Origin of the sequence: Ureibacillus manganicus DSM 26584, assembly GCF_000772945.1 — a bacterium.
GTDB classification, from domain to species: domain Bacteria; phylum Bacillota; class Bacilli; order Bacillales_A; family Planococcaceae; genus Ureibacillus; species Ureibacillus manganicus.
On the sequence record NZ_JPVN01000003.1, the window covers coordinates 46310 to 59595 of the forward strand.

Here is a 13286-nt window from a genome sequence, read left to right on the forward strand (position 1 = left end):
TGTTCCTAACCCGAATGAGGGGAGCGAACAAAGAATACACCTCCTATAATAAAAAATTAGATAATAATTCAATCATAAAATATTTTCTTGAAAAATACAAATTATGAATGACTATTATTATTGAGTGGTAAAAATTACAGATTAAAAGATTTTCTTCAAAAAAAATGTTAACTGGTGAAATATACACATTGGAAATTTCGAATTCAATTTTCTATTAATTGATACTCAAGGTTATTAACCTCATATAAGTGATCAATCTAATTATAATGACAGTCTATGAAGTGCATTTAAAACAGCAAAAGAGTTCAAAAAAAATAAATATTTAGAAAATTGTTGACAAGAAAATTATGGGTATGCTACCATCTAGTGGTGATGTAAAAATCGAAAGGGAGGTAAGGATTATGAAAATGTTAATTCATTCAATTATTGATACAAATAAAAATTATAATCCAAGCTTCCGTATACTGTTTACTTGCTAATTTTTTGTTTTATTTTGCAAATACTCGGTACAGGTTTGGATACTTGTACCTTTTGGGCACTTATCCCTAAAAGGGATAAGTGTCTTTTTATTGCCTAAAAACGGAAGTTAATGACAAAATTAGTAAAAACAGTAGAGGGAAAGAGAGAAGGTGTAACAATGTTTAATGTTTTATTTAAATTAAAATGGTTTTTTAAAACCCAATGGAGAAGATACACTGTAGCGATTCTATTGTTAGTATTAGCGAGTGTACTTGAAATTTTACCTCCATATATATTGGGGATGGGGATCGATGATATTGCTTCAGATACAATGACTTCTGAAACTCTAAATACGTACGTCATCATACTAATTTGCATTATCGTAGGTGCTTATGTAATGAATTTTATATGGCAGTACCAATTATTCGGTGGTGCAATTAAATTAGAACAAATTTTACGAAGAAGACTTATGCATCAGTTTTTAAAAATGACACCAACGTTCTATGAAAAAAATAGAACTGGTGATTTAATGGCTCGTGCAACAAATGATTTGAACTCAGTTTCATTAACAGCTGGGTTTGGGATTATGACTTTAATTGATTCTACATTATATTTTGGTGCAATTATTTTAGCGATGGGATTCTTTATTTCTTGGAAATTAACATTGATTTCAATGATACCAATTCCAATTATCGCTATTTTAATGCAGGTTTTAGGGAAAAAAGTACATGAGCGCTACATGATAGCACAAGAATCATTTGGGGAATTGAATGATAGTGTTTTAGAATCTGTGGCAGGTGTACGTGTAGTTCGTGCATACGTTCAGGAAAAGAAAGACGAAGAACGATTCCACGGCATGAGTGAAGAAGTTTTTCAAAAATATATAAGAGTTGCAAAAATTAATGCATTATTCGGACCTATTACAAAAATTGGTACAGGGATTACTTATGTAATTACATTAGGATTTGGTGCAATTCTTGTTTCAAATGGTGAAATGTCAGTAGGCCAAATTGTATCATTTACCATCTATTTAGGGATGGCAACATGGCCAATCATTGCTATTGGAGAGTTAATTAACGTAATGCAACAAGGGAATGCATCATTAGACCGTGTTCAAGAAACATTAGACTATTCACCGGATATTCAAGATCCAGAACGACCAAATGAAATTTCGACAGTAACTTCAATTGGGTTTAATGATTTTACATTCCAATATCCTCTTTCCCACATTAAAAATTTACAACGTATTTCATTGCAACTTCAAAAAGGGCAGACCCTTGGAATTGTTGGGAAAACTGGGGCAGGTAAAACGACGTTTGTAAAGCAGTTGCTAAGAGAATATCCAATCGGGGACGGACAATTTAGGTTTGGTGATATTGATATATCAAAACTAACTAAGGAACAAGTTCTTGAATGGATTGGTTATGTTCCTCAGGATCATGTGTTGTTCTCTCGTACGATTCGAGAAAATATTTTATTTGGTAAAGAAGATGCTTCAGAAGAAGATATTCGCGAAGCAATTCGATTAGCTTATTTTGAGAAGGATTTAAAAAATCTACCATTAGGAATAGAAACACTAGTTGGTGAAAAAGGTGTTTCTTTATCGGGTGGTCAGAAACAGCGAGTTTCGATTGCAAGAGCTTTAATTAAAGACCCAGAGATATTAATTTTAGATGATTCCTTATCAGCTGTTGATGCGAAAACAGAAACAAGAATAATTGAAAATATTCAACAAGAGCGTAAGGGGAAAACAACAATTATTACAACGCATCGTCTATCTGCAATCCAACATGCAAATTGGATTATTGTATTAGATGATGGGGTCATTGTGGAAGAAGGGACGCATGAGGAACTCACTACGAAAGGTGGCTGGTATAAAGAACAATTCGATCGCCAGCAATTAGAGGGGGTGTCTTCTGAATGAGTACAGGAAGACGATTATTTCAATACACTAAGAAATTTAAGAAACCAATATTAATAGGTTTATTTTTATTAACTTTGTCAGTATTAACTGATTTATCAGGACCGTTAATTGCGAAGCATATTATTGATAACTATATGATTCCAGAATCTCTATTGTTTGAACCATTAGTAATCTTATTAATCATTTTTATAACTTTAGAGATATCAACAGCGGTTTTACGTTATTTTATGTACATTAATTTACAAATTGGTGCAAACCGTATTATACAGAAGCTGCGAATCGATGTTTTTGGGCATATTCAGAAAATGCCAATCAATTACTTCGATAATTTACCAGCAGGTAAAATTGTAGCTCGAGTAACAAATGATACAGAGGCGATTCGCAATTTATTTTCTCAAGTATTAGTGCAATTCGCCATGAGCACGATCTCAATATCGGGTGTTTATGTTGCATTATTTATACTAAATTGGAGAATGGCTTTAATTGCATTATTGGTAGTGCCAATTGTGTATACTTGGATGATTGCTTATCGCAAATATGCATCAAAATTTAACCATGTTGTCCGAACAAAAATTGCAGATATTAATGCGATGATTAATGAATCAATCAATGGTATGACAATTATTCAAGCGTTCAAACGGGAAGATCAAATGAAAAAAGAATTTGCTGAAATGAACAATGAACACTATGAATATCAACGTAAGTTATTATTTTTAGATTCAGGTACAGCTCATAATCTTGTGAATGTATTACGCTTAACTATCTTAACAATTTTTATCTTTTACTTTGGAACGCAGTCAATTACAACAACAGATATCATTACTGCAGGTACATTGTATGCATTTGTGGATTATACAACACGATTATTCAATCCAATTGTGAATATTGTAAATCAGTTCTCTCAAATGGAACGTTCCCTTGTGGCTGGTTCACGTGTATTTGAATTGTTAGACCAAAAAGGTGAAGACGTGAGTGAAAAATCCATTCCTCGTTATGAAGGAAACGTGACATTTGATAAAGTATCCTTTGCTTATAAAGATGATGAGTATGTACTAAAAAATATAAGCTTTGAAGCAAAAAAAGGTGAAACAGTTGCACTAGTTGGTCATACGGGCTCAGGGAAAAGTTCGATAATGAATTTATTGTTCCGATTCTATGATCCTCAAAAAGGAAAAATATTGATTGATGGAAAAGATGTAACAAAGACTCCACGTCAAACAATCCGTGAGCATATGGGTATTGTGTTGCAAGACCCGTATTTATTTACAGGTACAATTGCAACGAATGTTAGTTTAAATGATCCTCGTATCACGAGAGAGACGGTTGAAAAGGCACTTGAAGCGGTTGGTGGCGAACGAGTATTGAAAAACCTTGAAAACGGGATTGATGAACCTGTAATTGAAAAGGGAAGTACATTATCATCAGGTCAACGTCAGTTAATTTCCTTTGCAAGAGCGTTAGCCTTTGACCCAGCAATCTTAATACTGGATGAAGCAACTTCAAATATCGATACGGAAACAGAAGAGATAATCCAACATGCGATGGACGTTCTGAAAAAAGGACGAACAACATTTATCATAGCTCATCGATTATCTACTATTAAAAATGCAGATCAAATATTAGTGTTGGACCGTGGAGAAGTGGTTGAAAAAGGTACACACGAAGAATTAATTGCTCTTGGTGGTCGTTATGAAACAATGTATCGCTTACAATCTGGGGTTCATCAATAGGAAGCTTTTGATTGCCTAGGAAAAAGTTAACATACTAAAAAAAGTTGGTCCGATTTCTGTCGGGCCAACTTTTTCCATATTATTATTGATTTTTCGTATCAATACTCGTATAGTAATCTCATAATTTATGAATTTTTTTTGACAATTTATGAGGGAAAAAGAGATGAAGGCCTATGACCAGATGGCTACGCAGCTGGGTGTTAACAATTAATTCTTTCAATAGAAATATTAAAATGTTTATGCTAGCGAATGTACTTATTCAAATTGGAATGGGTATTTTTATGGTGATGTACAATTTATATATTCGAGGACTTGGATATTCCGAATCAGTAAACGGAAGTGTCATTGCTATTAATTCGCTTGCAACTGCATTAATGCTTATCCCTGCTGGCTTGTTGAGTGATAAATTTGGACGGAAAAAAATTCTAATCATTGGGACATTATTAACTTCGTTTGTTCTTTTTGGACGAAGTATAGTTACTGTTGAACAGCCAATATTAATGTTTGGATTTTTTGCAGGAATCGTTTGGGCATTAGCCCAAGTATCAGGTGTTCCATTTTTAGCTGAAAACTCTAAGCCAAACGAGAGAATGCATTTATTTAGCATACATTTTGCAATGGTCACTGTTGCAAATGTTATAGGAAACTTGGCTGGAGGATTTATTGCAGACGGCTTACAACATTTCCTTAATATTGGTATTGTTGAAAGTATCCGTATTTCGCTAATTTTTGGTGCTGTCATCTTTAGTATGGGGTTAATTCCGCTCTTTCAGTTGAAACCTGTACCTAAACCACAAAGTAACTGTCAGACAAAAGTTTTAGATTCAAATAGGTTGGCTTTAGCAGCAGAAGAAGAAGGTTTTAAAAAGAATTTTAAGATGATCGTTTTATTTGGATTATCAAGTTTAATGATTGGAACAGGTTCAGGCTTAGTTATTCCTTACTTGAATTTATACTTTGCCAACAGGTTTGGTGCTTCAAATTCGTATGTAGGGTTAATCATCGCATTAGGCTCAGCAATGACTGCTGTTGCTATGTTAATAGGTCCGATTTTAGTTAAAAAAGTCGGAAAAGTCCGAGCATTGGTAATTTTCCAATTCGTATCGATTCCGTTTTTATTTATTACTGGATTTACGAATTCATTACTTATAGCCTCTATAGGATTTTTGTTGCGTCAAGCGCTCATGAATGCTGGAAACCCGATAACAAGTGCGATTGCCATGGATGTCGTTCATGATAAATATAAAGGTCTTGCTAACTCAGTCAATCAAATGGTTTTCAATTTAGGTTGGGCGATGATGGGGTTACCTGCAGCTTGGCTCGTAACAACTTACGGTAATTATTGGGGCTATGCTTTCACATTTTCTATTACTGGATGTCTATATTTAGTAGCTTCAACGTATTTCTATATTATTTTTGGCAGGAAGTTTCGATTGAAGGAAGATTCGTAGATTCATACTCTAGTTAAAGTGGGGTAAAACAGTGGAATTGAATTTTAATGAGTTATTAAATGAAGAATTGACTATTAAAGAAATCCAAAATGCTATGAACAATGGTGAATTAACATCAAAAGAACTCGTAATGTACTATTTATATAGAATAGCAAAGTATGACCAGGATGGCCCTAAACTGAATTCTATACTAGAGATAAATCCAGATGCTATTTTTATAGCAGAGACTCTAGATCATGAAAGGAAACTAAATGGTCCAAGAGGTATACTGCACGGGATCCCTGTATTATTAAAAGATAACATAGAAACAAATGATTTTATGCATACGAGTGCAGGCAGCCTTGCACTTGCGAATTATAATAGTAGAGATGATGCATTTCTAGTTAAAAAGCTAAGAAAAGCCGGTGCAGTGATTCTTGGAAAGACAAATATGACTGAATTTGCAAATGGGATGTCTTCACAGATGTGGGCGGGTTATAGTTCAAGAGGTGGACAAGTACTAAACCCATACAGTGCCTCCTTTTTCGTCGGGGGGTCTAGTTCAGGCTCTGCTGTAGCTGTTGCGGCAAATCTTACTGTGTTATCAGTAGGTACAGAAACAGACGCTTCAATATTGAGCCCTGCAATAAATAATTCAGTAGTAGGTATTAAACCAACTGTCGGTTTAATAAGTAGAAGTGGTTTGATTCCTTTTACATATTCCCAAGATACTGCAGGTCCATTTGCAAGAAATGTTACTGATGCAGCAATTTTGTTAGGATCGATGGCTGGGGTTGATGAAGTGGATGTTGCTACTCATCGAAGTATCAATCGAACAGTTGAAGACTATTCGGTATTTTTAGATCCGAATGGTTTGAAAAATTCTAGAATAGGTGTATTTACCGATGTAAGTAATGAATTTAAAAGTTCAGATGAATTTGATGAAGATTTATATCAGAATGTTATTGAAACACTTAAAAGTGAAGGCGCAGAAGTAATCGAAGATATAGAAATTCCATCTATGAATAGAGAATGGAGCTATGGTGTATCTTTATATGAATTGAAACATAGTCTAGAAAATTTCCTTTCAGAGCTTCCTAACAATATGCCGGTTCATTCGATTAGCGAACTAATTGACTTTAATAAAAATAATAGTGAAGCTGCTTTAAAGTACGGCCAAGATAAATTAGAAAACAGAGCAAAATTATCTAATACATTGAGAGAACCTGAGTATATTTTGTCAAAACTAGAAGATATTTATTATGCACAGGAAAAAGGAATAGATGAAGTATTAAATAAATACAAACTAGATGCGATTTTACTCCCTTCCTATGTTGGCTCAACTATCTGTGCGAAAGCAGGATACCCTTCCATTGCTTTACCGGCTGGTTTTCGAAAAGATGGTAGACCATTTGGAATTACATTTGCTAGTGGGGCATTTAATGAAGGGATGTTAATAAAAATTGGATACGCGTTTGAACAAGTAACTCAACATAGAAAGAAACCAATACTCAAATAATAGATCGAAATTCTGCATGATAATTAAACGGAAGCATTGATTCTTCTTAATTGAAGATCGCAATGCTTCCGTTTTACTTTTTAAGATTATATTGTAATCACTCAATCATAAACATGATAAAGCATTAGTTCATGTACCTTTTTTTCAACTTCCACAATCTCACCCGGTATTTCCCCAATCCACTCAATGTTTCCATCTTTACTATACTCTGCTTTATAAGACTTTTGGTTATAGTAAAAAGAAACAATCCACCCCGGAATTTGTGTGTTCTCAAACATTGGCTTAAAACGAAAATGTGTAATCATATAGCTCCCCCTTTGAAACATTTTCCTAACTTCAATCGTACTAGAAGTAGTGGAAGAAGGCTATTATTATCTTGCGTAACCTTCCTTTGTTATAATGAGGAATAGTTTTAAAGGAAGTTAAGTTATTAAGCGAGCTCGAAAATCTTTGACGCAACTAACTATAGCGTTAATTTGATAAGAAGTGAGAGGTTTTATAATGGAAAATCCAATACTAACGATAATCTTTATGGCTGTAGTAGGAGCATTAATTGGTGGGTTTACTAATTTTATTGCGATTAAAATGCTTTTTCACCCGTATAATGCCATCTATATCGGATCATGGAAGCTTCCGTTTACACCTGGCTTAATCCCGAAACGTCGCGGGGAACTTGCAACACAATTAGGTGAAACGGTAACGAAATATTTACTAACTCCAGAAGTTTTTAGAAAGAAATTACTTTCTGATGATATCCGTGAATCTGTATTAAAATTTACCCAAACGAAGGTCGAAGAAGTTATATTTACAGACGAAAAAACAATCTTAGACTGGACAAAGTTTGTAGGGTTAAACAACTTGCCAAATACAATTGAAGGTAAAGTCAATGTAGTCATTGAAACTCAAGTTTTCAATGTAAGGAATACATTATCTTCGAAGTCAATAGAACAGATTTTACCGGAACAACTTCATGAAACAATTGAAAGAAAAATACCTGAACTTGCTTCCTATATTTTAGAAAAAGGGGAAGAATATTTTCAATCTCCAAAGGGCGAGGCAACTATTCGTAATATGATGGATGACTTCTTATCATCCAAAGGAACAATTGGTGGGATGCTTCAAATGTTCTTTGGTGACTCCAACGCAGTCGTAGGTAAACTACAAAGAGAATTGGTTAACATGTTGAAATCCCCAGGTACAAAAAATTTGTTAGTCAATTTGTTCGAGCAAGAATGGGATAAATTAAAACAACAGCCAATAATGAATTACTTGCAAGAAGTTGAATTCGAATCGATTATTGAAAAACTCCAAGCATATGCTAAAAAAGAGCTTGCCCTAGAGGAAAGATTAGACAAATCAATTAACTATTACTGGCCTCAGGGTAATGAGTATGTCAAAATGGAATTACTGCCAAAACTTTTAGACCAAGGATTTAATCTTGCGGAGAAGAAATTAGAAGATGTAGTAAATCGTTTAAATTTACAAGAAGTAGTAAGAGAACAAGTCGATTCATTTCCTCTTAAAAAATTGGAGGAATTGGTCGTTAGTGTTACAAATCGTGAGTTAAAGATGATTACAGTTCTAGGAGCCGTATTAGGTGGAGTCATTGGGATTGTGCAAGGCTTAATTGTTTTACTATTAAATTAATAGCTGTATTAATCGGCTAAAGAGAGTAGGAAAAAATTTTGATTAACATTTATGATGACATTAACAAATTAGAAAGTACATTACGTCAGACTCCTGAGTTTAAAACTTTAAAAGAGGCTGTTGAACTAGTACGCTCAGATGAAGAATCGAAAAAGCTATTCACAAATTTCCGTGATATTCAAATGAAGCTACAAGAAAAACAAATGAACGGTGAAGAATTGTTAGAAGACGAGTATATGTACTTACAAAAAACAGCACAACTTGCACAACAAAACCCAAAAATTTTAGCAATGCTAGAAGCTGAAATGGCTGTAAGTAAAATCATTGAAGAAATCAACCGCATTATCGTAAAACCAATCCAGTCTATGTACGATGGACTATAAGATGAAGGACCACACTTTTTAGGAAGTGTGGTTTTTTTCTTTGATTGATAGTGTGGTGCGAAATATACAAAATGATCGATACTGCCATAAAGGAGAGCGATAATGTCACAAAGTGAATCGATACGGTCACAAAGTAGGTCGATATATACAAAGTGATCGATACTGCCACAAAGTAGGTCGATTAAGATACAAAGTGGATCTATACTGCCACAAAGTAGAGCGATTAAGTCACAAAGTAGACCGATTTAAAAATCGAATGATGAACTATCCATTTGGGAAGTATTTCTTTCATCATTTGTCGCGAGACATGGTAAAATAGAAAAAGTGATTTTTGATCGACATGATCATTTGAAGAAAGAGAGTTAATATATGAAAACTATAAAAATAAATGAACAATTTAAAGAGGATTACATCCGAGTTTTAAATCATATAGCAAATTTGTTTTTTGAGGATTCTAAAATTGCCACTTCACATGATGAGGCAGATATGGTTATTCAATTTAATTATTCAATTGACGATAATTATACAATTCATACAGCAAGTGAATTAACTGTTGAAGGTCAAACATATAAAAGTAACTATTCTATTAACTACGCAACAGAAGGAACAGAAAAGGAACAAGGAATACGAATGAAACGTGCCCTTTCGCATGTTATGTTAGATGTACTTGAACAGTATACAGGCATGACACAAGAGTGGGGGATATTAACAGGTGTTCGCCCTACAAAACTGTACCACAACTATCGTAAACAAGGGTTAACAGATCAACAGATTGCAGAAATTTTAAAATCAGATTTCCGTATTTCAGATGCGAAAATTGAGCTTATGAAAGAAATTGTTGATCGCCAACTAAAAACAATCCCTGACCTAGATGGAATCGGTAAAGAAATTTCCATTTATATCGGTGTGCCGTTTTGTCCAACGAAATGTGCATATTGTACATTCCCTGCTTATGCTATTGGAGCGAATCGTAAGCATGGTCGTGTTGAATCCTTTATCGACGGACTACACATTGAAATTCGTGCGATGGGGAAATGGATAAAAGAAAATAATATGAACATTACATCGATTTATTGGGGTGGGGGAACTCCGACTTCCATTGAGGCTGAGGAAATGGATGCATTGTATAAAACAATGTTTGAATCCTTCCCAAATCCTGAAACGATTCGAGAAATTACTGTAGAAGCTGGTCGTCCAGATACAATTACTCCTGAAAAGATTGAAGTATTGAAAAAGTACGGAATTGACCGTATTTCTGTCAATCCACAATCGTATACAGATGAGACATTAAAGGCAATTGGTCGCCACCATACAGTTCAAGAAACGATTGATAAGTTCTGGCTATCACGTAATTCAGGTATGAACAACATCAATATGGATTTAATTATCGGACTGCCAAATGAAGGAATCGAAGAATTCCAACATTCATTAGACGAGTCGGCAAAAATGCAACCTGAATCGTTAACGGTTCATACATTATCTTTTAAACGTGCATCAGAAATGACAAGAAATAAAGATAAATACAAAGTGGCAGACCGCAATACAGTTTCTAAAATGATGGACATGGCAAGCAGTTGGACAAAAGAAAATGGCTATGTTCCATATTATTTATATAGACAAAAGAACATCTTAGGAAACTTAGAAAATGTAGGTTATTCAAAGCCTGGGGAAGAAAGTATTTATAACATTGTCATTATGGAAGAAGTGCAAACTATTTTAGGACTCGGTTGTGGTGCTTCTACGAAATTTGTTAATCCTGAAACAGGGAAAATAACACAATTCCACAATCCAAAAGATCCAGCGGCATACATTATGACATTTGAAGAAGCCATAGAGAAAAAAGTAGAAATGCTAGAGGATTTATATAATGTACAACTAAGTAAATAACAATAAGGGTGATTCAAAGTCTAAGCCTTTGGATCACCCTTTATTTTTATATGACTAATTCTTAATATATAAATCAAACACATGGCCAAAATCAGTATTGGAATATGAATCGCTCATATTCTTAAGCCATGTATTCGTAAACTCTGTAATAGATTTAAAGGATTCAGCAGGAGACTGTCCTTGACTGTAACCAGGCGAGGAAAGAGTTTTCTTTGCACTATCAAGGCTATCGAGCATATGATTTCTATATTTATCGTTATCTCTCATTATTTGTTCAATTGTAACGAGACTTTTGTATAAATCTTTAATCTTCTCGGCGTAGCTTTTATTAATATCGATTGAAAATGTAGTTTCACCAATAACAAATTTAATCTCAACATCTAGATCAATAGTTCCTGCCGTTTCAAGAGATACATGGTGAAGTGAATTGTATTTATAATCATATCGCTTTAATGTTCTTTTTTTACTAATCGCAGAATCACCATCAACGTGGATTAAGGCGTAGTTTGTAAAACAATATTCATCAGCCTTCGTTTTAATAATAAAATAAATCTTCTCACCTTTTTCGTATAAAACGTAATCATCTGATTCAGTTTTATCATAATCCTGAGGTTCAATTACTTTTCCGATATCGGATAGACCTAAAGCATCGGCTGCAAGTTTTTTAAACAAGTTTTAACCCCTTTTCACTTAAAAATTACTACAAGATTAATATACTTTTTTATCATCAATATATGACAATAAATTCGAAGCTAATTCATACTATTTATTATTCTGGTATGAACTATCTGAACCTATTAATCTATGCTAAACTAAGAATAATTATCCAAAGAAAGTGCTGGTGGTCACATGTCAATCAATACAATTATTTTTGATTTAGATGATACATTATTATGGGACAAGCAAAGTATACAAACCGCTTTCGATAAAACTTGTGAATATGCTGCCACGATACATAATGTAGAACCAAAGCAATTAGAACAAGCTGTACGTGTGGAAGCTCGGAAATTATATGAGTCTTACGAAACTTATGATTACACTGTGTTAATTGGTATCAATCCTTTTGAAGGTCTGTGGGGCACGTTTGATGATCCGACACCGGAGTTCCAAAAAATGAAGGAAATTATTCCGCAATATCAAAAAGAAGCATGGACAAACGGGTTAAAAGCTGTGGGAATTAATGACCCGGCGCTTGGTGTAGCACTTAGTGAACGATTTGTTGAAGAAAGAAAAAAATCCCCATATGTATATGAAGATACATATGCAGTACTTGATGAATTAAAAGGGAAATATCAACTTGTACTTTTAACTAATGGAGCACCGAGTTTACAAAATTTAAAATTGCAAATTACACCTGAAATTCGTGCCTATTTTGACCATGTAATTATTTCTGGAGATTTTGGAATAGGAAAACCCGATGCCAGTATTTTTGAGTTCGTAATGGATAAAGCAGGTATCACTGCTGAAGAAGGGATCATGGTTGGTGATAATTTAAATACGGATATTTTGGGATCCTCTCGCGTTGGTATGCGTAATGTGTGGATTAACCGTGAAAACAAAGAACAGAATCCTGAAATTCCAACGACTTATGAAGTGACGTCGTTGACAGAGTTTTTAAACTTAGTGAAAACCTTATAGTTTAAGTAGAAAAAACGTTGGAATGGTATGAAATTATTCATTATCATTCCAACGATAAATTAACTGTACAACACCGGAACTAAACGATCGCGTATTTACCAGTTGAAGGTATACTCTCTGCTGAATATTAGTAAACAATGGCTTACCTTCCCCTAAAATCACTGGATGAACAGATAATCTAAATTCATCAACAAGCCCCAAGTTGATAAAGGTAGTAATTAGGCTCGATCCTCCATATAGCCAAATGTCTTTACCAGGCTGCTTCTTTAATTTAGTAACTTCTTCCTTTATATCATTATTTATATATTTTACTTTTGACCCGATTTCTTTTTGCGTTTTGGAAAACACAATTTTCTCTTTTGAATGAACTAAATCCCACATTTCTTTTTCTGCCTCATCAGAAGTTTGTGGCAAAAATTCTCCCCACAAATCGTAACTTTTTCTGCCGTAAAGGATTGTATCAATTTGATTTAGAAATTTTGTGAAATCCATATCTGGCTCCATTATGCACCAGTCAACTTCTCCATTTTTCCCCTCAATAAAGCCATCTAAAGTGACCGCTAAATCTAATATGACTTTTCGTTTAGACATTTACTTCCACCTCTTTTTAGGAACGTTCGTTCTCTATATTGTACCAAAGGTTAAAAAAAATGGCGAATTCGAAATAAC

The 13286-nt window shown here is 34.0% G+C and carries 11 protein-coding genes; 8 read left to right on the plus strand and 3 right to left on the minus strand.

The features are described 5' to 3' along the window. Window positions 1–637 precede the first annotated feature (637 nt). From CD29_RS02945 to CD29_RS02960, 4 genes are all read left to right on the plus strand, one after another. Window positions 638–2383 carry an ABC transporter ATP-binding protein gene (locus tag CD29_RS02945; RefSeq protein ID WP_036182975.1) on the plus strand — a complete coding sequence of 582 codons (1746 nt, stop codon included), beginning with the start codon at window positions 638–640 and terminating at the stop codon, window positions 2381–2383. Beyond that, window positions 2380–4113, plus strand: a complete 1734-nt coding sequence (locus CD29_RS02950) for an ABC transporter ATP-binding protein (RefSeq protein ID WP_036182679.1) — start codon at window positions 2380–2382, stop codon at window positions 4111–4113. Before CD29_RS02945 ends, CD29_RS02950 begins: the two co-directional genes overlap by 4 nt. A gap of 173 nt (window positions 4114–4286) precedes the next feature. Further along, window positions 4287–5564, plus strand: coding sequence for an MFS transporter (locus CD29_RS02955; RefSeq protein WP_052123973.1), 1278 nt, complete (start codon window positions 4287–4289; stop codon window positions 5562–5564). A 31-nt stretch (window positions 5565–5595) separates the two neighbouring features. Beyond that, window positions 5596–7062: an amidase family protein gene (locus tag CD29_RS02960; protein ID WP_036182681.1), complete on the plus strand. Its 1467-nt coding sequence runs from the start codon at window positions 5596–5598 to the stop codon at window positions 7060–7062. Between the two features lie 101 nt (window positions 7063–7163). Here CD29_RS02960 and CD29_RS02965 read toward each other — a convergent pair whose 3' ends face one another. Next, window positions 7164–7367 carry a DUF5342 family protein gene (locus CD29_RS02965; RefSeq protein ID WP_036182683.1) on the minus strand — a complete coding sequence of 68 codons (204 nt, stop codon included), beginning with the start codon at window positions 7365–7367 and terminating at the stop codon, window positions 7164–7166. A gap of 196 nt (window positions 7368–7563) precedes the next feature. Between CD29_RS02965 and CD29_RS02970 the strand changes: the two genes are divergently transcribed. From CD29_RS02970 to CD29_RS02980, 3 genes are all read left to right on the plus strand, one after another. Further along, window positions 7564–8709, plus strand: a complete 1146-nt coding sequence (locus CD29_RS02970; protein WP_036182685.1) for a DUF445 domain-containing protein — start codon at window positions 7564–7566, stop codon at window positions 8707–8709. Window positions 8710–8747: 38 nt separating this feature from the next. Next, a complete protein-coding gene (locus tag CD29_RS02975; RefSeq protein WP_036182687.1) occupies window positions 8748–9092 on the plus strand; it encodes a YlbF family regulator in 345 nt (114 codons plus the stop codon). Between the two features lie 369 nt (window positions 9093–9461). Next, complete coding sequence (locus tag CD29_RS02980) at window positions 9462–10979, plus strand: coproporphyrinogen III oxidase (RefSeq protein WP_036182690.1); 1518 nt, start codon at window positions 9462–9464, stop codon at window positions 10977–10979. A 54-nt stretch (window positions 10980–11033) separates the two neighbouring features. Here the strand turns inward: CD29_RS02980 and CD29_RS02985 are convergent, their stop codons facing one another. Further along, window positions 11034–11651 (minus strand): PH domain-containing protein, encoded by a 618-nt coding sequence (locus CD29_RS02985; RefSeq protein ID WP_036182692.1) that lies wholly within the window; start codon window positions 11649–11651, stop codon window positions 11034–11036. Window positions 11652–11828: 177 nt separating this feature from the next. Between CD29_RS02985 and CD29_RS02990 the strand changes: the two genes are divergently transcribed. Continuing rightward, window positions 11829–12617: an HAD family hydrolase gene (locus tag CD29_RS02990; protein WP_036182694.1), complete on the plus strand. Its 789-nt coding sequence runs from the start codon at window positions 11829–11831 to the stop codon at window positions 12615–12617. Between the two features lie 33 nt (window positions 12618–12650). Here the strand turns inward: CD29_RS02990 and CD29_RS02995 are convergent, their stop codons facing one another. Beyond that, complete coding sequence (locus tag CD29_RS02995) at window positions 12651–13208, minus strand: dihydrofolate reductase family protein (protein WP_036182696.1); 558 nt, start codon at window positions 13206–13208, stop codon at window positions 12651–12653. Window positions 13209–13286 lie beyond the last annotated feature (78 nt).

What these genes read in the sequence shown, in the direction of transcription:
- CD29_RS02945 (WP_036182975.1), top strand. Translation starts at nt 638, where the DNA reads ATGTTTAATGTTTTATTTAAATTAAAATGGTTTTTTAAAACCCAATGG.
- CD29_RS02950 (WP_036182679.1), top strand. Translation starts at nt 2,380, where the DNA reads ATGAGTACAGGAAGACGATTATTTCAATACACTAAGAAATTTAAGAAA.
- CD29_RS02955 (WP_052123973.1), top strand. Translation starts at nt 4,287, where the DNA reads ATGACCAGATGGCTACGCAGCTGGGTGTTAACAATTAATTCTTTCAAT.
- CD29_RS02965 (WP_036182683.1), bottom strand. Translation starts at nt 7,367, where the DNA reads ATGATTACACATTTTCGTTTTAAGCCAATGTTTGAGAACACACAAATT.
- CD29_RS02970 (WP_036182685.1), top strand. Translation starts at nt 7,564, where the DNA reads ATGGAAAATCCAATACTAACGATAATCTTTATGGCTGTAGTAGGAGCA.
- CD29_RS02980 (WP_036182690.1), top strand. Translation starts at nt 9,462, where the DNA reads ATGAAAACTATAAAAATAAATGAACAATTTAAAGAGGATTACATCCGA.
- CD29_RS02990 (WP_036182694.1), top strand. Translation starts at nt 11,829, where the DNA reads ATGTCAATCAATACAATTATTTTTGATTTAGATGATACATTATTATGG.
- CD29_RS02995 (WP_036182696.1), bottom strand. Translation starts at nt 13,208, where the DNA reads ATGTCTAAACGAAAAGTCATATTAGATTTAGCGGTCACTTTAGATGGC.